We start from the raw sequence: 21357 nt of genomic DNA, 5'->3' as shown, positions 1-21357 counted from the left end.
CCCGGCCTTCCGCTTCATTGCGTCGTCCCGGGTTCCGCTGTCGCGGTCCCCGGGACGACGACGCAGGATGTCGGATCCGGCGACGATACGCCGAACGACTACACCTCCAGCCATTCCCTTCTCACCGCCTCGTTGGCGGACAGCGCGGCCGGCGTGCCCTCGAACACGACGTGGCCGTGGCCCATGACGTAGAGGCGCTGCGACAGCTTCAACGCGATGGTCAGCTTCTGCTCGACGAGCAGCACCGCGACGCCGCGGGCGGCGATCTCGCCGATCATCTCGGCGACGCGGGCGACCATCTGGGGGGACAGCCCTTCCGTGGGCTCGTCGATCATGATGAGGTCGGGATCGCCCATCAGGGTACGGCAGATCGTGAGCATCTGCTGCTCGCCGCCCGAGAGCACGCCGCCGGGCGTGTCGATCCGCTCCTCGAGCCGCGGAAACAGCCGGAAGATGTCGGCGTAGGACCAGCGCCCGCCGCGCTTGCCCCCCTTCTCGCCGAGCGCCAGGTTCTGCCGCACCGTGAGCTTGGGGAAGATCGCCCGCTCCTCCGGCACATAGCCCAAGCCCCGGCGCGCGACCGCGTAGGGCTTGAGGCCGGCGATCGCCTGGCCCTTGAAGCGAATCTGGCCGCGGGGCGGCACGTCGCCCATGATCGCCTTGAGGGTGGTGGAGCGGCCGACGCCGTTGCGGCCGAGGATCGACACGATCTCGCCGGCTCCGACCCGGAAGCTCACTCCCTGCAGGATGTGGCTCTTGCCGTAATAGGCGTGCAGGTCCTCGACCTCGAGGAGCGCGGGGGCCGGATGGTGCGCCGGCATCGCCAGGGCGGCGCTCACGCGGCCTCCTCACCGGTCGCGACCCCGAGATAGGCTTCCTGCACGGCGCGGTTCTCCCGGATGCGGGCTGGGGTGTCGGTGGCGATGATGCGGCCGTAGACCAGCACCGAGATGCGGTCGGCGAGCCCGAACACCACCGCCATGTCGTGCTCGACCATCAGCAGCGTGCGGCCCGTGGTGACCTCGCGGATCAGCTGCGTGGCGTGCTCGCTCTCGCTGTGGCTCATCCCGGCCATCGGCTCGTCGAGCAAAATGACCTTGGCGTCGCTGGCAATCGCGATGCCGATCTCGAGCGCCCGCTGGTCGGCGTAGGCCAGGAGCCCCGCCGCCACCGAGGCGCGGTGGCCCAGCCGGATGCGCGAGAGAATCTCTTCCGTGCGCTCGGCGACACCCGGCAGCCCCTCGACCCCGCGCCAGAACGACGGGCCGTGGCCCATCGCCCGCAAGACCGCGCAGCGCACGTTCTCCCACACGCTGAGCTTGGGGAAGATGTTGGTGACCTGGAAGCTGCGGGCGAGCCCGGCCCGGTTGATCGCCGCCGGGCGCCACCCGGTGATGTCGCGGCCCTCCAGCCTGATCGTGCCGCTCGTCGGCGCGAAGCGGCCGCTGATCAGGTGAAAGAGCGTCGACTTGCCGGCGCCGTTCGGCCCGATGATGGCGTGGCGCTCCCCGGCCGGGACGGTCAGGTCGACGCCGTTGATGATCTTGGCCGGGCCGAAGCTCTTGTTGACGCCGGACAGCTCGATCGCCGGGCCGGTGCTCGCGGGGTTCGTGCCAGTGGGACTCATGCCAGCGGGGCTCATGCCAGCTTCTCCTTGGCGGCGGCGGAGGCCTCGTGCCAGGCGGCCGCGACCCGCGGCAGCACGGCCCGTAAGGCGAGCCCGCCCCCGGTCGCCATCGCACCGGCGACGATCCAGGGCAGGATGTGGGCGGCGTCGAAGGGGATGCCGGCGAGGCTCATCTCGGTGCCATCGCTCGCCTTGACCAGCATCCTGAAGGCCATCTCGATCAGCGCGATCGACCCCGCGAGCAGGAGCAGGAAGGGCCCGAGCGCCAGCAGGTAGGCCGGCAGCAGCCGGTGGGCGGTGCCCGCGCGCAGGAGCGGGCCGTGCATGAGGGCGAGGCCGGCGATGCCGCCGGGGGCGAACATCACGATCGCGATGAACAGGAGCCCGAAATAGAGCTGCCAGACCTCCGTCAGATCGCTGAGCGAGACCTGGAGCAGCGTCACCACCACCGCGCCGACGACCGGGCCGACGAAGGTGCCGATGCCGCCGATGAAGGTCGCGAGCAGCACCACGCCCGACTGGTGCACCCCGAGATAGGCCGAGTTGGCGATCTCGAAGTTGATCGCCGCCAGCGCGCCGGCGACGCCCGCGAACATCGCCGAGAGGCAGAAGGCGGTGATGCGGATCGCCTGCGGCTCGTAGCCGAGGAACTCGACCCGCTCCGGGTTCTCCCGCACGGCGTTGCACAGGCGCCCGAGAGGCGTGCGGGTGATGGCGTACATCGCTATGGCGCAGATCAGGCACCAGGCGGCGATCAGGTAGTAGACCTGGATCTGCGGCCCGAAGCTGAGGTCGAAGACCCGCAGCATCTTGGTGCGGTTGGCGGTGATGCCCTCTTCCCCGCCGAAGAAGCTGTGCAGGATGTGCGAGCCCGACGAGACCAGTTCGGCGATGCCCAGCGAGATCATCGCGAAGACGGTGCCGGCGCGCCGGGTCGAGATCGCCCCGAACAGGATGCCGAAGGCGAGGCCGGCGAGCCCGCCCACCACCGGCAGCAGCGGCAGGGGCACCGGCAGGCGCAGGGACGTCACGAGGTTCATCGCGTGGACGGTGAAGAACGCGCCGAGCCCGTAATAGACCGCGTGGCCGAATGACAGGAGCCCGGTCTGGCCGAGCAGCATGTTGTAGGACAGGGAGAACACCACCATGATGCCCATCAGGCTCATCATGGTCAGCGCCGTGCCGCTGGTGAAGATCAGCGGCGCCGCGACGAGGATCGCCGCAGCGGCGAGCCAGGGCAGGACCTGCGCGACGGCTCCGGCGCCCTTCGGCCGGATCGTCGGGCGGGAGCCGGCCTGCGCGAGGGCGCCGGACGGCGCGATGTCGGCGAGGTCGCTCATGCTTCGCGGTTCCCAAGCAGGCCGGTCGGCCGCGCGATCAGCACGAGGACCAGCAGGAGATAGGGGATGATCGGCCCGATCTGGGCGATCGTCACGTTCCACAGATCACCCAGCACGCCGCCGGACGGCGCAGCGTCGATGCCCACGGCCTGGAGGACGCTGGCGACCGAGACGTCGAGGGAGATGGCGAAGGTCTGCACCAGCCCGATCAGGAGCGAGGCCGCGAAGGCGCCGGTGAGCGAGCCGAGGCCCCCGACCACCACGACCACGAACAGGATCGGCCCGAGCAAACCCGCCATGTTGGCCTGCGTCACCAGCGCCGGCCCGGCAATGACGCCGGCCACCGCGGCGAGGCCCGTGCCGACGCCGAAGACCAGCATGAATACCTTCGGCACGTCGTGGCCGAGCATCGCCACCATGTTGGGGTGGGTCAGCGCCGCCTGGATGATCAGCCCGACCCGGGTGCGGGTGAGTACCGCCAACAGGGCGATGAAGATCACCACCGAGATCACCAGCATGAACAGCTTGTAGGCCGGATAGTTGGTACCGAACACCGTGAAGGCCGGAAAGTCGAGCACCGCCGGCACCCGGTAATCGACCGGCAGCTTGCCCCAGACCATCTGCACCACCTCCTCGATCACGTAGGCGAGGCCGAAGGTGAAGAGCAGTTCCGGCACGTGGCCGTGGCGGTGGACGTTGCGCAGGCCGTAGCGCTCGATGAGTGCGCCGATGCCGCCGACCACGACGGGCGCGACGACGAGGCCGACCCAGAACCCGGTGAACTTGCTGATCTGATAGCCGAAGAACGCGCCAAGCATGTAGAAGCTGGCATGCGCGAAGTTGAGCACGCCCATCATGCTGAAGATCAGGGTCAGGCCGCTCGCCATCAGGAAGAGCAGCATCCCGTAGAGCACGCCGTTCAGCGTCGAGATGATGACGAGTTCGAGCACGCGGGGTCTCCTGCCGGTGCGGGGCGATAGGGCCTGGCGAGCGCGCCCGCCGGCGAGATCTGGCTCGCTCCCCTTGCCCGGATGCGTGAAGCGGAGGGAGATCCGGGATCCGGGAGAGAGATGTCGCGACACGGCGCGGTCTTCGCGACGTCGCGGAGGTACGGACGCTTCGCGGCCTCCTGCGCCGGATCCCGGATCTCCTGTCCGCCGAGGCACCGCTCGGCCCGGACAGGGCCGTTCGGCGCGAGGATCGGTGCGGCGCCCCGGCGGAATCCAGGGCGCCCTCCCCGCCTCAGCTCGGGCGGTCCATCTTGCAGGTGGTCGGCAGCAGGGTGTCCTGGGCGGCGATCTCGCCGGTGCCGGTCCAGCCCCAGCCGGTATTCTCACTGTCCAGCACCTTCGCGGTGTCGACCGGGCCGAAGCGCGAGATGTAGATCGGCTGGAAGATCTGGTGGTCGTCCGGCCGGATGAAGCTGTCCTTGCCGTAGAGCGTGTCCTGGTGGATCGAATCCATTGCCTTGGCGATGGCCTTCGGATCGGTCGACTTGGCGGCGAGCGTCGCCTTGGACAGCACGTTCATCAGGTTGACGACGCGCGCGTAGGTGACCTCCTGGCCGGTCTTGGCGCGGAAGGCGGCCTCGAAGTCGTGGGCCGGCTTGTAGTCGATGTTGGCGTAGCCCTCGGAGATCTGGAAGACCCGGTCGGGGAGGTTCGCCTGCTTGATCGCGGTCGGGCCGCCGCTACCGCCGCCGTAATAGGTGTAGAAATTGGCCTGCAGCCCGGCATCGCCCGCGGCCTTGAGCAGCAGCGCCATGTCCTGCGCCCAGTTGCCGGTGATCACCGTGTCGGCGCCCGACGCCTTGATCTTGGCGATGTAGGGCGAAAAGTCGTTGACCTTCTGAAGCGGCGCCACCTCGTCGCCGACGATCTGGATGTCGGGACGCTTCTCCTTCAGCATCGCGCGAGCGGCGGCGCGCACCGCCTGGCCGTGCGAGTAGTCCTGGTTGATCAGGTAGACCTTCTTGATCTCCGGCTTGCCCTTGATGTAATTGGTCAGGGCCTGCATCTTGATGTCGGAATTGGCATCGAACCGGAAATGCCAGTAATTGCACTTGGCATTGGTCAGCGCCGGATCGACCGCGGCATAGTTGAGATACAGGATCTCCTTGCCGGGATTGCGATCGTTGTACTTGCCGACGAAATCGATCAGCGCGGCGCCGACCGAGGAGCCGTTGCCCTGCACCACGACGCGGGCGCCGGAATCGATCGCCTTTTGGAGCTGGACCAGGCTCTCCTGCGGGTTCAGCTTGTTGTCGTAGCCCGTCACCTCGAGCTTCAGGTCCGCGTTCTTGGCGTTGAGCTGGTCGGCCATGAACTGGAACGTCTTCAGCCCGGCCTCGCCGGTGCTGGCGCCGCCGCCGGAGAGCGGATCGACGAAGGCGATCTTCAGGCTCATCGGCGCGGCGAGCGCAGTCGAAGCCGCCAGGGCCATGAGGCCGGCGGCCGTGATGCGCGCAAGGGTCTTGACCAAGGCGTCCCTCCTGGAATGGCGTTCCCGGGGCTTTTCGCTCGGGATTCTTTATCGCCCGGGATTTCGAGTGTCCGGGCTCGTTGTCGGCGCGCCGTTCGGCGTCGCCCAGGGGTCCGCGCCCCTTTCGTCCCCGACACTGCCTCCCCGCCCGGAACCGGTCAAGTCGCGAAATGTCGATCCGCATCGCGAAACAAGTTGCCGATCCGCCGTCCTCGGGTCACCTTGGGGCACAACCCGGGCGGTGCCGAGAGGCCCCGGGACGCGAGGGAGGCGGCGGCATGGCACAGGCGATGGCGGCGCGCGCCGGCACGATCACCCGGGGTGCGACGAAGGACGACGCGAAGGAGGCCCCGAGACGGGAAGCCCTGGCGCAAGAGGTTCTGGCGCAAGAGGTTCTGGCACACGAGGTTCTGGCCCCGAAGGCCGTCGCGGCGAAGCCGTCCGCCCGGGACGAGGCGGCGGAGCCGGAGGACGGCGACCGGCAGTTCGTGACCGCGCTCGCCCGCGGCCTGCAGGTGCTGCGCGTCTTCCGGGATGCCGCCGAGATGCTGGGCAACCGCGAGATCGCGGCCCGCACCGGCCTGCCCAAGCCCACCGTGTCGCGCCTGACCCACACGCTGCTCTCCCTCGGCTACCTCGTCCACGACCCGGAGGGCGAGCGCTACGGCCTCGGGCCGGCGGTGCTGGCGCTCAGCTCGGCCTTCCTGCGCCAGAATTCGTTCCCGCAGATGGTGAAGCCGTTCCTGCAGGACCTCGCGACCGCCGTGCAGGCCCACGTGGCGCTCGGCCTGCTCGACGGGCTGTCGAGCGTCTACGTCCAGCTCTGGCGCGGCGAGGGCCAGCGCATCGTGCTGTCGAGCGAGGTCGGGTACCGGCTGCCGCTCGCCCGCAGCGCCATGGGCATGGCGACGCTGTCGAGCCTCGAGGAGGCCGAGCGGACCGCCCTGATGACCCGCCTGCGCCGCGACGGCGCCGACGCGGCGCGCCTCGACGACACCTACCGCCGCTGCGCCGGCGAGATCGCCGAGCGCGGGTTCTGCGTCGGGATCGGCATCTGGCACCAGGACATCAACGCTGTCGCGGCGCCGATCCAGGCCCCCGGCGGGCGGGGTCATTTCGCCCTCAACATCAGCGGCCCGGCCTTCCTGCTCACCGAGGCGGTGCTGCGGGAGGATACCGGCCCGCGGCTGATGGAGACGATCGGGCGCATGCGGGCGCTCGGCATCGTCGATTGAGCTCGCGCTACCCCTCCCCGCCTCCCTCATCCCCGAGCCCGGCGAACCACGCCGCGTAGGGCGTGGTGCGGGCGAGGTGCCGGTTGTAGTCCGGCGCCCCGTCGGTCCACCACGGCGAGCCGCGCTCGCCGAGGCCGTGCTTGGCCGCGTCGACCGCGGCGCGGGCCTCCGCCAGAGCCGCGCCGCCCTCCGCCTTGGTGTCGCGGACCGCGCGGCGGGCCCGCATCAGGGCGGCCACCAGGGCCTCGCGCTCCGCCGGCGCGAGGCCGGGATCGCTGCGTCGCCACAGCCGCCCGCGCACCACGATGTAGCGGCCGTCCGGCGTGACCGGCGGCGCCGCGCGCGGGGCCGGAGAAACCTGGCGCTGCGTCACCGTAAGCTCGACGATTGTGCGGGCCGCCTTGAGGCGGCGTTAAACCTTCGGGCGCAACCTTTTCGCGGGATGCGGGGGCCTGTCCTCCTGCCTGGGGGCGTCATGCACATCGTCGTCGTCGATCCGAGCCGGGTCGTGCTCAAGGTCATCAGCGGGCTCCTCACCCCCCGCGGCCACACCGTGGACACCTTCACGGATTCGCGCGAGGCTTTGGACTTCGTCACCGACAACGCCTCGGTGACCGCCTTGATCACCAGCCTCGAGGTGCGGCCGATCGGCGGCCTCGAATTGTGCTGGTCGGCCCGGCTCCTCGCGGACGCGCACCGCCCGCTCTACATCATCACCATGTCGTCGGCCCGCAACGCCCGCAACCTGGCGGAGGCGCTCGACAGCGGCTCGGACGACTTCATCGACAAGCCGCCGAGCCCCGAGGAGCTCCACGCCCGCCTGCGCGCCGCCGAGCGGATGACGGGGATGCAGCGCGAGCTGATCCGGCTCGCCGAGACCGACGCCCTGACCGGGCTCCTCAACCGCCGCGCCTTCCTCCAGCGGGCCGGCGAGGCGGCGGACCGGGCCGGCGCCCACGGGCGGATCTCGATGATCCTGATCGACATCGACCACTTCAAGGCGGTCAACGACCAGCACGGCCACGACGTCGGCGACACGGTGATCCGCGGCGTCGCCCAGGAGCTCCTGACCGAGGCCGGCGGCGTCGCCGGGCGCCTCGGCGGCGAGGAATTCGCCCTCGCGCTCCCCGGCCGCAGCCTGGAGGAGGCCGAGGCCGCCGCCGGCCGCCTGCGGATGCGCTGCACGCAGCTGCGCTTCAAGGGCCAGCGCGGCCCGGTGCAGGTCACCGCGAGCTTCGGGGTCAGCACCTGGTCCGAGGGCGAGACCGTGGGCGGCCTCCTCAAGCGCGCCGACATTGCCCTCTACGAGGCCAAGACCACCGGCCGCAACCGGGTCGTCTCGGCGGCCACCGACCTGATCCTGGCCCGGGCCGGCTGAGGCCGGCGGGACGACCGGCTGGCCGGAGCCCGCCGGACCGCTCCTGATCCGACGCGCACCCGCCGACACCACGAAAAGCCGACGCGATTCTCCCGCGGAGGGCCGGCCTTCAGCTGTCCATCTTCAGGGCGGCGATGAACGCCTCCTGGGGGATCTCGACCTTGCCGAACTGGCGCATGCGCTTCTTGCCCTCCTTCTGCTTGTCGAGGAGCTTGCGCTTGCGGGAGATGTCGCCGCCGTAGCACTTGGCGGTGACGTCCTTCGACAGGGCCCGGATGGTCTCGCGGGCGATGATCTTGCCGCCGATCGCCGCCTGGACCGGGATCTGGAACAGGTGGCGGGGGATCAGGTCCTTCAGCTTCTCGCACATGGCGCGGCCGCGGTGCTCGGCGCGGGTGCGGTGGACCAGCATCGAGAGCGCATCGACCGGCTCGGCGTTGACGAGGATCGACATCTTCACGAGGTCGCCCTCGCGGTAATCCGAGATGTGGTAGTCGAACGAGGCGTAGCCCTTCGAGATCGACTTCAGGCGGTCGTAGAAATCGAACACCACCTCGTTGAGCGGCAGGTCGTAGACAACCATGGCGCGCTTGCCGACGTAGTTGAGGTCGATCTGGGTGCCGCGGCGATCCTGGCACAGCTTGAGCACGCCACCGAGATACTCGTCGGGCGTGAGGATCGTGGCGCGGATCCACGGCTCCTCGATCGTCTCGATCTTCATCACGTCGGGCATGTCGGCCGGGTTGTGCAGCTCCTTCTTCTCCCCGTCGGACATGTTGAGGTGGTAGACGACGCTCGGCGCGGTCGAGATCAGGTCGAGGTTGAACTCACGCTCCAGCCGCTCCTGGATGATCTCGAGGTGGAGGAGCCCGAGGAAGCCGCAGCGGAAGCCGAAGCCCAGCGCCGCGGACGTCTCCATCTCGTAGGAGAACGAGGCGTCGTTGAGCCGGAGCTTGCCCATCGCGCCGCGCAAGTTCTCGAAGTCCGCGGCGTCGACCGGAAAGAGGCCGCAGAACACCACCGGCTGCACCGGCTTGAAGCCCGGCATCGCCTCCTTGGTGCGGCGCTTGTCCTCGGTGATGGTGTCGCCGACGCGGGTGTCCGCCACCTCCTTGATCGAGCCGGTGAAGAAGCCGACCTCGCCGGGGCCGAGCTCGGCCATGTCCTGCATCTTGGGCCGGAAGACGCCGAGGCGCTCGACGCCGTAGGTCGCGTCCGCGCCCATCATGCGGATCGTCATGCCCTTCTTGAGCACGCCGTCGACGATGCGCACCAGCACGACGACGCCGAGATAGACGTCGTACCAGGAATCGACCAGCAGCGCCTTGAGCGGCGCGCTCCGGTCGCCCTTCGGCGGCGGCAGGCGGGTGACGATCGCCTCCAGCACCGCCTCGATGTTGATGCCGGTCTTGGCCGAGATCGGCACCGCGTCCTTGGCGTCGATGCCGATCACCTCCTCGATCTGGTCCTTGACCCGGTCGGGCTCGGCCGCCGGCAGGTCGATCTTGTTGAGGACCGGGACGATCTCGTGGTTGGCGTCCAGCGCCTGGTAGACGTTGGCGAGCGTCTGCGCCTCGACGCCCTGGGAGGCGTCGACGACGAGGAGCGAGCCCTCGCAGGCGGCGAGCGAGCGCGAGACCTCGTAGGCGAAATCGACGTGGCCGGGCGTGTCCATCAGGTTGAGGACGTAGTCGCGCCCGTCCTGGGCCTTGTATTCCAGGCGCACGGTCTGCGCCTTGATGGTGATGCCGCGCTCCTTCTCGATGTCCATCGAGTCGAGCATCTGCTCGCTCATGTCGCGCGCCGCGACCGCCCCGGTGATCTGGATCAGCCGGTCGGCGAGGGTTGACTTGCCGTGGTCGATATGGGCGACGATCGAGAAGTTGCGGATGTTGTCGATGGGGGACGCGGTCATCGTGAGGCTGTCTCCGGCGCGCAGGCGCGGCGATGCGCGTGGCGCACGGCGGTGAAGGAAGAGGTCGAGGGGAGATAGCAGCGGCACCCCGCCGCGCCAAGACGGCGGCCGGACGCACGCGGTTGTCGGATGGGGGTGAGTGTCGGGCGGGGGCGGTCGTCACGCGGCGGCGCGGACCATCCATCCCACCCGCGACCTCATCCTGAGGTGCGAACGACGTGAGCCTCGAAGGAGAGTTCCAGGGAGCACCGAGCTCTCTGGAGCCTTCCTTCGAGGTCAGTCGATCTTCGATCGACTAACACCTCAGGATGAGGGTGAGGGTTGGATGATCGTTGCGGCTCTGGGCTCCTCTGAACGCCAAGTGCGCGGTCAAGCGCGCAGCGAACCTTACGCCCCCAGCCGGACCGCCACGTCCTGCGCCAGCGACAGGCTCGAGGTCAGCCCCGGGCTCTCGATGCCGAACAGGTGCACCAGCCCCGGCAGGCCGTGCTCGGCCGGGCCGTCGATCAGGAAGTCGGCGGCCCCCTCCCCCGGCCCGGACAGCTTGGGGCGGATGCCGGCGTAGTCGGGCACCAGCGCCCCGTCGGGGAGCGCGGGCCAGTAGCGGCGGATCGCGGCGTAGAACAGGCCGCAGCGGCCGGGATTGACCTCGTAGTCGGGCGCGTCGATCCACTCGACGTCGGGGCCGAAGCGCATCCGTCCGGCGAGATCCAGGGTAAGGTGGATGCCCAATCCCCCCTCGACCGGGGCCGGGTAGATCAGCCGCGAGAAGGCCGGCCGCCCGGTGCAGCCGAAATAGTTGCCCTTGGCGAGAACGAGCCGCGGCACGCGCGCCTCGGGATACCCCTCGGTCGCCCGGGCGAGGCCCTGCGCCCCGAAGCTCGCGGCGTTCACCACGGCATCGACGGTGATCTCGTCGGCGTCGCCGAAGCGCGCGACCCAGCCCTCGGGCGAGCGGGTCAGGCGGGAGATCGGGGTATTGAAGGCGAGCGCGCCGCCCGCCCCCTCGATGTCGCCCTGCAGCGCCAGCATCAGGGCGTGGCTGTCGACGATGCCGGTCTCGGTCGAGAGCAGCGCGGCGTGGCAGGTCAGGTTCGGCTCGAGGCGCCGGGCCTCGGCGCCGTCGAGGAGCGACAGGCCCTCGACCCCGTTCGCAAGCCCTTGCGCGTGGATCGCCGCGATCTTACCGCCCTCCAGCTCGGTCGCCGCGACGATCAGCTTGCCGATCTTCGCATGCGGCACCCCGTGGCTCTCGCAGAAGGCGTAGAGCCGGCGCCGTCCCTCGACGCAGTGGTGCGCCCGGGACGAGCCGGTCGGGTAGTACATCCCGGCATGGATCACCTCGGAATTGCGCGAGGACACGCCGGTGCCGATGCCGCCCTCCGCCTCCGCCACGATCACCTCGTGGCCGCGCAGGGCCAGCTCCCGACCGATCGCGAGGCCGACCACCCCGGCACCGACGACGAGCACCATCATCGGCCGCTCCTCCCTCTCCGTGTCTACGCGGGTGCTTGTACAACGAAAAAGGGCCCCTCTCCGGGGAGAAGGGCCCTCTTTTTCCGTCGAGCCGTCAGGCTCAGGCGGCGATCGACATGGTCGGCTCGGCGGCCCGCACGTCGGCGTCGACATGGGCCTCGAAGCGCTTGAAGTTGTTGCGGAACATCTCGACCAGGCTCTTGGCGGTCTCGGCGAAGGCCGCCTTGTCCTGCCAGGTCTTGACCGGGTACAGAATGTGCGGTTCGACGCCCGGCACCGAGGTCGGGACCGCGAAGCCGAAATACGGGTCGCGACGGAAATCGGCCTTGGCGAGCGAGCCGTCCAGCGCCGCGGTCAGCAGGCGGCGGGTGACCCGGATCGGCATGCGGCGGCCGGTGCCGACGCCGCCGCCGGTCCAGCCGGTGTTGACGAGCCAGCAATCGACGTGGTGGCGGGCGATCAGGTCGCGCAGCAGGTTGCCGTAGACCGACGGGTGACGCGGCATGAACGGCGCGCCGAAACAGGTCGAGAAGGTCGCCTCGGGCCCCTTCAGCCCCTTCTCGGTGCCGGCCACCTTGGCGGTGTAGCCCGAGAGGAAGTGGTACATCGCCTCGGCGCCGGTCAGCTTGGCGATCGGGGGCAGCACCCCGAAGGCGTCGCAGGTCAGCATGACGATGTTCTTCGGGTGCCCGGCCTGGCCGGTGACGCTCGAGTTGCTGATGAACGGCAGCGGGTAGGCGCAGCGGGTGTTCTCGGTGCGCGAGGCGTCGTCGAAGTCCGGCAGGCGGGTGACCGGATCGATGACGACGTTCTCCATCACGGTGCCGAAGCGCTCGGTGGTGGAGTAGATCTCGGGCTCGGCCTCCTTCGACAGGCGGATCGTCTTGGCGTAGCAGCCGCCCTCGAAGTTGAAGATGCCCTTCGGGCTCCAGCCGTGCTCGTCGTCGCCGAGCAGCACGCGGTTGGGATCGGAGGACAGGGTGGTCTTGCCGGTGCCCGACAGGCCGAAGAACAGCGCCGAGTCACCCTCGTGGCCGACGTTGGCCGAGCAGTGCATCGGCATCACGCTCGACTTGGGCAGCACGTAGTTCAGGTACGTGAAGACCGACTTCTTCATCTCGCCGGCGTAGGAGGTGCCGCCGATCAGCACGATCTTGCGCGAGAAGTCGACCGCGATGACGGTCTCGGTGCGGCAGCCGTGCCGGGCCGGGTCGGCGCGGAAGCTCGGCAGGTCGATGATGGTCAGCTCGGGCGTGAAGCCGGCCAGGGCCTCGCGCTCGGGGCGGATCAGCAGGTTGCGGATGAACAGCGAGTGCCAGGCGTACTCGGTGAAGACCCGGGCGCGGACGCGGTGGCCGACCTCGGCGCCGCCGAACAGGTCCTGGGCGAACAGCTCCTTGCCCTCGGCATGGGCCAGGAAGTCCTCGAGCAGGGTCTCGAACTGCGGGCGGGTGATGCCGCCGTTGTTCTCCCACCACACCTCGTTCTCGGTGTCGGCGTCGCGGACGACGAACTTGTCCTTGGGCGAGCGGCCGGTGTGGATGCCGGTCTCGGCGACCAGGGCGCCGCCGGCGGCCAGCTGGGCCTCGCCGCGCTGCAGGGCGTGCTCGTAGAGGCTCGGAGCCTCGAGGTTCCAGTTGACGCGCTTGAGGTTGCGGAAGCCGATCTTGTCGGCGCCGAACGCCTCGTTGAATACGCCGATGTCGTTCACGCCCGATCCTCCTGGCGCCGACCCGGGCAAAGCCGGATGGCTGCCGGTCCGAATCGGGCCGAATGACTGCTCAAGTCCGGCGCGAAGACCTTGCTTGGACTTGCGAGCCGATCAAGGACTTGCAAGCCGGTCAAGCGCGACGGGCCGCGACCGTTCTCCGACGGCCTCGGTGGGCAGCCGTAGTAGGCGGCGAAACTTCGCGGTTCAATCGAATTCGCGGTATCCAACGGTGACAAGCTCGACTTTATGTCATGCCCCGGGCAGCCCGCGGGCCTGGGCGGCCATCGCCACCAGGGTCGGGCGCAGGGCGGCGGGGCTCGCCAGCCGCTCCGGGAACAGGACCCGGGCGGTGCGTTCGCCGGCGACGAGGTCGAGCCCGTCCGGATCGAACCCGGTCAGGCGCCACAGCCCCGGCTCCTCGCCGGCGAGCCGCGTGGCGTAGAGCGCGACGGCGTCGAGATGATCCTCGTTCATGTGGGCGACCGCGCCGGGCTCGGTCTCGGCGAGGGCGTCGTGGCCCGACAGGTCGGTGAGGAGTTCCGGCCCGGTCAGCGTCGCCGCTCGGGCGAAGCCCCCGTTGAGGTGGCCGGCCCGGGCGACGAGGCGGAAGAAGGCGAAGTCCGGGAAGTCGGCGTAGAGCGCCGCCTTCGGGTGGCGGGCGAGGAAGCGGGCCCGGACCCGGGGCTCGTCGCTGCGCACGACCGCGCCGGCCACGGTCAGGCGCGGATGGGCCAGCGGATCGCCCTTGCCGCCCTGGGAGAGGAGCAGCGAGCAGCGCGGGTCGGCCTCGAGATTGAGGGTGTGGGCCGAGAGCCGCGACAGGAGCAGCAGCGGCGTGCCGTCGAGGTCGGTCGCGACGGTGACGAGCGAGGCGAAGGGCGCGCCCCCGTCCCGCTCCAGCGTCGCGAGGGCGCCCGAGCGCGTCCGGCGCAGGAGCGAGCGGGCGAGCCCGATCGCGTCGAAGGGCGCCTCGGCGGCCGGCAGCGGCGCGGCCTGCTTCCCGTCTGCATCCGCCATGGTCTATTCCCCCCTCGCCCCTCGGTGGTCGCGCCGCACCTTGGCGGCCTCCCGCGGGCCCGTCCAGGCCGCGCGACGCCGCGGCGTTCACGAGGCTAGGCCCCCGCCGCGCGGCGGCCTCGTCCCCGGGGATCCATCGCACCGGTTGAGCCCGTATCGCGGATGCTCGCTTTTTCGGCGGGATGGCCTTAAGGGTGTCGGAATCGTGGCGCCGCAGCCACTGTCCAGTCTTTTCGGCGAGAGCCGGGCTGGACGGGAGGCGGCGACACCCGAGATCGACCGGGTCGAGGCACGCCGCGCCCGAAACGGTTTTCAGTCGGGCGACGTTCAGCAGGACCGTTGTGTCCTGGCGAGCGACGCTTGCCCCCAGGGAATGCCCATGCCGACCATCGCCCTCGTCGATGACGACCGCAACATCCTGACCTCCGTGTCGATCGCGCTGGAGACCGAAGGCTACCGGATCCAGACCTACACCGACGGCGCCTCGGCCCTCGACGGCCTGAAGCACTCGCCGCCCGACCTCGCGATCTTCGACATCAAGATGCCGCGCATGGACGGGATGGAGCTCCTGCGTCGCCTGCGCCAGAAATCCGACCTGCCGGTGATCTTCCTGACCTCGAAGGACGAGGAGATCGACGAGCTCTTCGGCCTCAAGATGGGCGCCGACGACTTCATCCGGAAGCCGTTCTCGCAGCGCCTGCTGGTCGAGCGGGTCAAGGCGGTGCTGCGCCGCTTCGCCGCCAAGGAGGCGGGGCCCGGCGCCTCGGCCCGGGAGGCGGAGGCCGCCGCCGCCCGCTCGCTCGAGCGCGGCCAGCTGATGATGGACCCGGAGCGCCACACCTGCACCTGGAAGGGCGAGCCGGTGACGCTGACGGTGACCGAGTTCCTGATCCTGCAGGCGCTGGCCCAGCGCCCGGGCGTCGTGAAGAGCCGCAACGCGCTCATGGACGCGGCCTACGACGACCAGGTCTACGTCGACGACCGCACCATCGACAGCCACATCAAGCGGCTGCGCAAGAAGTTCAAGGTCACCGACAACAGCTTCGACATGATCGAGACGCTGTACGGCGTCGGCTACCGCTTCAAGGAAATGTGAGCGACTTGACCGCCGGAGTGACGACCGCGTGAGCGAAGGCTCGCCCCCCGGCGCCGTGCGCCGCCTGCTGGGCGGCCCCGGCCGCCTCCTCGAAGACACCGGGCGCCGCCTGCGCGGCCCGGGCCGCGCGCGGGATCGGGATTCTTCCGCCCGGACCGCGCACGCCCCGAAGCCCCCGGGCGAGATCGACCCGGACGCCGAGGCCGCGCGCGAGCCGTTCGGCTGGCGCTCGGTCCGCCGCTGGGTGGCCCAGCGCTTCGCCTCGAGCCTGACCCGGCGCATCGTGGTCCTGAACCTCGCCGGGCTGATCGCGCTCCTGATCGGCTTCCTCTACCTCAACCAGTTCCGCCAGGGCCTGATCGAGGCCCGGGTCCAGAGCCTGCTGACGCAGGGCGACATCATCGCGGGGGCGATCGCGGCGTCGGCCACCGTCGACACCGACGCGATCACCATCGACCCCGACCGCCTGCTCCAGCTCCAGGCCGGCGAGGGCGGATCCTTCGCCGACGAGGCGCCCTCGGGCCTCGAATTCTCCCTGAACCCGGAGCGGGTGGCGCCGCTCCTGCGCCGCCTGATCACCCCGACCGGCACCCGCGCCCGGGTCTACGACCGCGACGGCACGATGCTGATCGATTCGCGCGGCCTCTATATCCGCGGCGACCTCAGCCGCGATCCGCCGCCGCTGCGCAAGGACCGGTCGAGCCTCGTCGAGCAGGCCTGGAACGCCGTGCGGGGTGCGCTGCCGTGGCTCGGCCGCTCGAGCGCGGCCGACGAGCCGGGCCCGGCCGATGGACGGACCCTGCCGGAGGTGCAGCGGGCGCTGACGGGCGCGCGCGGCACGCTGGTGCGCCGCAACGGCCCGGGCGAGACCATCGTGTCGGTGGCGGTGCCGATCCAGCGCGGCCGCACGGTGCGGGGCGCCCTGCTGCTCTCGACCCAGGAAGGCGACATCGACAAGATCATCGCCGCCGAGCGCTTCTCGCTGCTGCAGGTCTTCATCATCGCGGCGCTGGTGATGGTGGTGCTGTCGATGCTGGTCGCCGGCCAGATCGTCGGGCCGGTCGGGCGCCTGGCGGAGGCCGCCGAGCGGGTGCGCACCGGCATCAAGTCGCGCCAGGAGATCCCCGACTTCACCCGGCGCACCGACGAGATCGGCCACCTCTCGGGGGCGTTGCGCGACATGACGCAGGCGCTCTACCGCCGCCTCGACGCGATCGAGAACTTTGCCGCCGACGTCTCGCACGAGCTGAAGAATCCCCTGACCTCGCTGCGCAGCGCCGTCGAGACCCTGCCGCTCGCCAAGACCGACGAATCGCGCGGCCGGCTGCTGCAGGTCATCCAGCACGACGTGAAGCGCCTCGACCGGCTGATCAGCGACATCGCCGACGCCTCGCGCCTCGACGCCGAGCTCGCCCGGGCCGAGGCCGGCCGGGTCGACCTGAGAAAGCTCATCACCACGGTGGTGTCGGTCGCCAACGAGCGCCGGCGCCGGGGCGACGCGGCGATCGACCTCACGGTCGAGCCGGCGCCCGCCGGCGTCGAGGACGCCTTCGCGATCCTCGGCCACGACAGCCGGCTCGGCCAGGTGGTCAACAACCTCCTCGACAACGCCCGCTCGTTCTCGCCCAAGGGCGCCAGCGTCCGGGTGGCCCTGCGGCGGCGGCGCAACGCCGTCGAGCTGACCGTGGAGGATGACGGCCCCGGCATCCCGCACCACGCCCTGGAGCGGATCTTCGAGCGCTTCTACACCGACCGGCCGGAGCAGGGTTTCGGGCAGAATTCGGGGCTGGGCCTCTCGATCTCGCGCCAGATCGTCCAGGCCCACCGGGGCACGATCCGGGCGGAGAACCGGCTGGGACCCGCCGGGGAGGACGGCGAGCCGGCCGTGCTCGGCGCCCGCTTCATCGTCCGCATCCCGGCCCAGAGCCGGTGACGGCGCGGGCACCGTCCACCGCGACCGTGCATGCGAGCTGCGTCGTCGTCGGCGAGTACGGGATCCTGGTGCGGGGCGAGGCAGGGAGCGGCAAATCGACCCTGGCCCGTGACCTTCTCGACCTCGGCGCCAGATATGGCACGTTCGCCGCCCTGGTGGGCGACGACCGGGTCGTCCTGACGTATCGTCACGGGCGACTCGTGGCGGCCCCGCATCCGGCGCTCGCCGGCCTCGTCGAGGTTCGCGGGCTTGGGCTGCAAGCCGTTGACGCGACGGCGCCTTCGGCGATCCTGCGCCTCGTCGTCGACCTCGCCGAGGAGGCGCCGCGAATGCCCGAGGAGGGCGCGGAGACGGTCCTTCTCCGCGGGGTCCGGCTCCCCAGGATGATCCTGTCGCGGGGGCCCGGCCGCGCCGAAACGGTGTTGTGGCATTGGCGCCGCCTCCGTGTCATGATGATGACCGATTGATGCGGATTTCGCCGCATTGCTCTTGCGCTCGCCTTCGCGCTGCACAAAATGGCGGCTCGGCTCCAACGGGGCGTCGGAACTCGTGTCGATGATTGGAATGGTGCTCGTCACCCACGGCCTGCTCGCGACGGAATTCAAAGCCGCGCTGGAGCACGTCGTCGGGCCGCAAGAGCAGCTCGAGACGATCACCATCGGCCCCGAGGACGACATGGAGGTCCGTCGCAAGGACATCATGTCGGCGGTGTGCCGGGTGAATTCCGGCGAGGGCGTGGTCGTGCTGACAGACATGTTCGGGGGTACGCCCTCGAACCTTGCCCTCTCCTGCATGAACGGCGGCTCGGTCGAGGTCGTCGCCGGCATCAACCTGCCGATGCTGATCAAGCTCGCCAGCGTCCGCGACGAGGAGAGCCTCGGCGAGGCGGTCCTCCACGCCCAGGAGGCGGGGCGCAAGTACATCAACGTCGCCTCGCGGGTCCTGGCCGGCAAGTAGCGGCAGGCGGCCGGGGCGGGTTTTCCCCACGGGCCGTGACGTCCCAGACATGACGTCCTAGAACGGTACGGCCGCCGCGCGCGAAGGCGGCACCGTTTCCGGGAGACGCCATGAACCAGGCCGTGAACGACGCGCGGCTGTCGCTCGACCACGTACCGGTCGAGGACCTCGACGCCGCCCTCCGCGTGTTTCGCCGGCTGCCGCTGGAACTCCTGGGCTTCCTGATCCTGCTGCCGGTCGTCGGCGTCGGCCTGTCCCGGCTCGGCACGGCGCTCTCGCCGCCCTATGGCCTCTACGTCTTCGGCCAGACCCTCACGACCTGGGGCCTCCTGGCGATGCTCGTCCTGCTGTACGGGCTGCTCCGCCGGCGGGGGCGACAGGTCGGACACCTCCTGAACGATCCTGACATCCTGGCGTCCCCGGTGGCGAGCCTGCCGTCGATGCCCGGCGTGATCGCCGGGCGGGCCCGGGCGCTCGGCATGGAATGGAGCGGCTTCTACGGGCCGCTCCGCCCGCGCCGGACGTAGGACCGTCGAGATCCCGGATCCTCGCCGGGCCGGTTGTGCGCCCTAGCTTTCTGCGTCGGCCCGGTTACCCTGGTGGAGCCGACTTCCTCAACACGCGCGAGAGCCGGACGACGGGCCTGTGAGCCGGTCCCACCGGTTCCGAGCAGGTGCCCCGATCGATGACGCCCTTTGCCGACACAGACGACGAGGACGGCGAGCTGCCGCCGGTTCCCGAGGGCGCCAGCGCCCGCGACCTTCCCATCATCAACCGACGCGGCCTGCACGCCAGGGCCTCCGCCAAGTTCGTCCAGACGGTCGAGAAATTCGGCTCCGACGTGACGGTGAGCCGGGGCGGCGAGACCGTGGGCGGGCGCTCGATCATGGGCCTGCTCACCCTCGGCGCCGCGCAGGGCACCAGCATCCGGGTGACCGCCCTCGGGCCCGACCAGGATTCCTGCATGGAGGCGATCACCGCCCTCCTCGCCAACCGGTTCGGCGAGGACGAGTAGCGGGGGGCTCGTCCGGTCAGGCGCGCAGGCGCAGCAGCCGGCGAAGATCCGTCCGCTCCCGCGGCGCCCGGACGGCGCCGGCCCGCTCCACCGTCACCACCGCCTCGACGCGGGCCGGTGCCGGAGCCTGCGACGGCACTTGCGCGAGGCACAGGCCGGCCTGGCGCCAGATCGTGTCGTGCCGTCCGGTCGCGAGGTGGATCGCAGCCGCCACCACCTCGCCGTCGCGCCGCACGAGATCGACGCAGGCCTGCCCGCGGTGGGCGAAGCGCCGGGTCACCACCCGGAAGGCCGTGGCCGTCGCCGGGTCGGCGAGCAGGCTGTCCGCGCCGCGCCGGGCGTCAAGGACCAGGAAATGCTCGACGGCATCGCGCAGCCGCGCCGTGTCGCGCACCCGCTCCAGGGAGGTCCGTCCGGCCGGCAGGGTCAGGGGCGCCGGCGCCACCTCGGGCGCGGCGGCCTGCTCGGCGAGCGCGAGATGCCGCCCGGTGCCGCCCGCCGCCGCGCCGAGGGCGACAGCCAGGGCCGAATCGGGCCGCAGGTCCGGCCACAGCAGGTCGACGAGGCGCAGCGGCGACCCGCGCAGGTGGTCGAGGGCGGTCCGCAGCACCGCGCTGGCATGGTCGGCGTCGATCGCCGCCTCGGCGGTGCCGGCGAGCGGCAGGCGCCAGAGCCGGGCGCGGCCGGCGAGCGCCTGGCGCGCCGGCAGCCGGAGCGGCAGCGCCCCGCGCAGGATCGGGGCCCGCGCCCCGTCCTGCCAGACCAGCAGCACCGCGAGCGTCTGCCCGTCGGCGAGGTGCTGGGCCATCGTCAGGGCGAAATCGGGATCGGCGTAGACGCTGGGCTCGAGCGCCCGCGCCATCAGGCTGCGCCAGGCTTCGACCTCCGGCTCCCGCAGGGAGGCGGGATGGCGCAGCTCCGCCCGCAGGGTCACCGCACCGGTCAGCCCGCCCTGGATCAGCGTGAAGGAAGTGTTCATCGCGGCCTCGTTCCGGATCAACCCGTCCCGAAACGGGACGATGGCGCCGCCCCTGCGGCCGTGCCGGACACCCCGTTTCAAGACCCGTGCCGGGGCCGGCCCTACCCGCCGGGGATCGCCAGCGGATTGTCGGTCAGCGCGGCGGCGTCCGGCGCGTCCACGGCGGGCCGGCCCAGGAACGCGTCCCACAGCCGGCGCACGAAGGCCGGGTCGAGGTCGCGCACGATCAGGACCAGCCGCGAGCGGGTGTCGCCGTCCGGCCAGGCCGGCAGCACCGCGGGGGTGTGGACGACGTGCTGCACCCCGTGCACCACCACCGGCCGCCCCGGATCGTCGGCCAGCGCCACCAGCCCCTTGAGCCGCAGGAGCTTCGGCCCGTGGGCGGAGCGCAGGAGGTCGAGGAACATCTCGAACGCGGCGCGAGGCACCGGCGCGTCGCTCACCAGATGGAAGGCCCGGATCGCCGCGTCGTGCCGGTTGACGTCGTGGTGGTGATGCCCGTGATGATGGTGGTCGTGGACCTCGGCGCCGAGCCAGTCCCGCACGTCGGCGACCTTGCCGTCGAGGTCGAACAGGCCGCCGAGGAATTCGTCCGGCGGCGCGTCCGGCGCCAGGATCCGCGCGCCCGGGTTGATCGCCGACAGGCGCGTGCGCAGGGCCTGCGCCTCGGCGCCCGGCAGCTCGGCCTTCGTCAGCACCAGCCGGTCCGCCACCGCGACCTGGCGCAGGGCCTCCGGATGGGCGTCGAGGGTGCCCGCGCCGTTGACCGCGTCCACCACCGTGACCACGCCTTGCAGCGCGTACCGCATCGCCACGTAGGGATGGTACAGGATCGCGTGCAGGATCGGAGCCGGGTCGGCGAGGCCGGTGGTCTCGATCACCACCCGGCGGAACGGCTGGATGCGGCCGTTGTCGCGCTTGCGCAGCAGGTCCTCGAGGGTCGCGATCAGGTCGCCCCGCACGGTGCAGCACAGGCAGCCGGCGCCGAGCAGAATCATGCCCTCGTCCACGGTCTCGATCAGCAGGTGGTCGAGCCCGACCTCGCCGAACTCGTTGACGATCACCACGGTGTCGGCGAGCTCGGGTGCCCGCAGCAGCCGGTTGAGCAGGGTGGTCTTCCCGGCGCCGAGGAAGCCGGTGAGGATCGTGAGCGGGATCGGCGTCGGGCGGCCGGGGGCGTCGGTCATGAGGTGCGGT

Annotated in this window: 20 protein-coding genes; 8 read left to right on the top strand and 12 right to left on the bottom strand. The window is 70.7% G+C overall.

From position 1 onward, the window contains the following. Positions 1-98: 98 nt before the first annotated feature. From V3T34_RS07040 to V3T34_RS07020, 5 genes are all read right to left on the bottom strand, one after another. On the bottom strand, positions 99-821 hold the full coding sequence (locus V3T34_RS07040; protein ID WP_091886336.1) for an ABC transporter ATP-binding protein: 723 nt from the start codon (positions 819-821) through the stop codon (positions 99-101). A gap of 14 nt (positions 822-835) precedes the next feature. Further along, complete coding sequence (locus V3T34_RS07035) at positions 836-1627, bottom strand: ABC transporter ATP-binding protein (protein WP_060845648.1); 792 nt, start codon at positions 1625-1627, stop codon at positions 836-838. Positions 1628-1638: 11 nt separating this feature from the next. Continuing rightward, entirely contained in the window at positions 1639-2967 is a 1329-nt protein-coding gene (locus tag V3T34_RS07030) for a branched-chain amino acid ABC transporter permease (protein WP_305078211.1), read from the bottom strand. Then, positions 2964-3917 (bottom strand): branched-chain amino acid ABC transporter permease, encoded by a 954-nt coding sequence (locus tag V3T34_RS07025; RefSeq protein ID WP_060845647.1) that lies wholly within the window; start codon positions 3915-3917, stop codon positions 2964-2966. Before V3T34_RS07025 ends, V3T34_RS07030 begins: the two co-directional genes overlap by 4 nt. A 292-nt stretch (positions 3918-4209) precedes the next feature. Beyond that, entirely contained in the window at positions 4210-5409 is a 1200-nt protein-coding gene (locus V3T34_RS07020) for a branched-chain amino acid ABC transporter substrate-binding protein (protein WP_060849180.1), read from the bottom strand. A gap of 317 nt (positions 5410-5726) precedes the next feature. Here V3T34_RS07020 and V3T34_RS07015 point away from each other — a divergent pair, with 317 nt between their 5' ends. After that, on the top strand, positions 5727-6683 hold the full coding sequence (locus tag V3T34_RS07015; protein ID WP_305078210.1) for an IclR family transcriptional regulator: 957 nt from the start codon (positions 5727-5729) through the stop codon (positions 6681-6683). Positions 6684-6690: 7 nt separating this feature from the next. Here the strand turns inward: V3T34_RS07015 and V3T34_RS07010 are convergent, their stop codons facing one another. Further along, positions 6691-7056, bottom strand: a complete 366-nt coding sequence (locus V3T34_RS07010) for a hypothetical protein (protein WP_305078209.1) — start codon at positions 7054-7056, stop codon at positions 6691-6693. A 102-nt stretch (positions 7057-7158) separates the two neighbouring features. On the opposite strand from V3T34_RS07010, the gene V3T34_RS07005 reads away from it, so the two are divergent. Beyond that, positions 7159-8061 carry a GGDEF domain-containing response regulator gene (locus V3T34_RS07005; protein ID WP_060845645.1) on the top strand — a complete coding sequence of 301 codons (903 nt, stop codon included), beginning with the start codon at positions 7159-7161 and terminating at the stop codon, positions 8059-8061. 109 nt (positions 8062-8170) lie between these two features. On the opposite strand, the gene lepA is transcribed toward V3T34_RS07005, so the two are convergent. The 4 genes from lepA to V3T34_RS06985 form a co-directional block, all read right to left on the bottom strand. Beyond that, the gene (gene lepA / locus V3T34_RS07000) at positions 8171-9976 is read right to left on the bottom strand and encodes a translation elongation factor 4 (RefSeq protein ID WP_060845644.1); all 1806 of its coding nucleotides are present in this window, start codon (positions 9974-9976) and stop codon (positions 8171-8173) included. A gap of 387 nt (positions 9977-10363) precedes the next feature. Next, positions 10364-11452, bottom strand: a complete 1089-nt coding sequence (locus tag V3T34_RS06995; RefSeq protein WP_305078208.1) for an NAD(P)/FAD-dependent oxidoreductase — start codon at positions 11450-11452, stop codon at positions 10364-10366. Positions 11453-11552: 100 nt separating this feature from the next. Continuing rightward, positions 11553-13163, bottom strand: coding sequence for a phosphoenolpyruvate carboxykinase (locus V3T34_RS06990; RefSeq protein ID WP_060845642.1), 1611 nt, complete (start codon positions 13161-13163; stop codon positions 11553-11555). A 249-nt stretch (positions 13164-13412) separates the two neighbouring features. After that, positions 13413-14180 (bottom strand): HugZ family pyridoxamine 5'-phosphate oxidase, encoded by a 768-nt coding sequence (locus V3T34_RS06985; RefSeq protein WP_305078207.1) that lies wholly within the window; start codon positions 14178-14180, stop codon positions 13413-13415. Positions 14181-14559: 379 nt separating this feature from the next. On the opposite strand from V3T34_RS06985, the gene V3T34_RS06980 reads away from it, so the two are divergent. From V3T34_RS06980 to V3T34_RS06955, 6 genes are all read left to right on the top strand, one after another. After that, positions 14560-15276: a response regulator transcription factor gene (locus V3T34_RS06980; RefSeq protein WP_048430384.1), complete on the top strand. Its 717-nt coding sequence runs from the start codon at positions 14560-14562 to the stop codon at positions 15274-15276. A 184-nt stretch (positions 15277-15460) separates the two neighbouring features. Beyond that, entirely contained in the window at positions 15461-17209 is a 1749-nt protein-coding gene (locus tag V3T34_RS06975; RefSeq protein WP_060849178.1) for a sensor histidine kinase, read from the top strand. Continuing rightward, complete coding sequence (locus tag V3T34_RS06970) at positions 17206-17676, top strand: HPr kinase/phosphorylase (RefSeq protein ID WP_305078206.1); 471 nt, start codon at positions 17206-17208, stop codon at positions 17674-17676. The genes V3T34_RS06975 and V3T34_RS06970 overlap by 4 nt, the downstream gene beginning before the upstream one ends. An 88-nt stretch (positions 17677-17764) precedes the next feature. Further along, complete coding sequence (locus V3T34_RS06965) at positions 17765-18166, top strand: PTS sugar transporter subunit IIA (RefSeq protein WP_048430373.1); 402 nt, start codon at positions 17765-17767, stop codon at positions 18164-18166. A 110-nt stretch (positions 18167-18276) separates the two neighbouring features. Then, on the top strand, positions 18277-18693 hold the full coding sequence (locus V3T34_RS06960) for an ABC transporter ATP-binding protein (RefSeq protein WP_305078205.1): 417 nt from the start codon (positions 18277-18279) through the stop codon (positions 18691-18693). Positions 18694-18851: 158 nt separating this feature from the next. Next, positions 18852-19181 carry an HPr family phosphocarrier protein gene (locus tag V3T34_RS06955; RefSeq protein WP_060845639.1) on the top strand — a complete coding sequence of 110 codons (330 nt, stop codon included), beginning with the start codon at positions 18852-18854 and terminating at the stop codon, positions 19179-19181. A gap of 16 nt (positions 19182-19197) precedes the next feature. Here the strand turns inward: V3T34_RS06955 and V3T34_RS06950 are convergent, their stop codons facing one another. Continuing rightward, positions 19198-20160, bottom strand: a complete 963-nt coding sequence (locus V3T34_RS06950) for a GNAT family N-acetyltransferase (protein WP_063919993.1) — start codon at positions 20158-20160, stop codon at positions 19198-19200. 101 nt (positions 20161-20261) lie between these two features. Next, entirely contained in the window at positions 20262-21347 is a 1086-nt protein-coding gene (locus tag V3T34_RS06945) for a CobW family GTP-binding protein (RefSeq protein ID WP_060845638.1), read from the bottom strand. Between the last annotated feature and the right edge of the window lie 10 nt (positions 21348-21357).

Origin of the sequence: Methylobacterium ajmalii (genome assembly GCF_036448855.1) — a bacterium.
GTDB lineage: Bacteria > Pseudomonadota > Alphaproteobacteria > Rhizobiales > Beijerinckiaceae > Methylobacterium > Methylobacterium ajmalii.
This window is presented reverse-complemented; position numbering and strand designations above follow the sequence as displayed.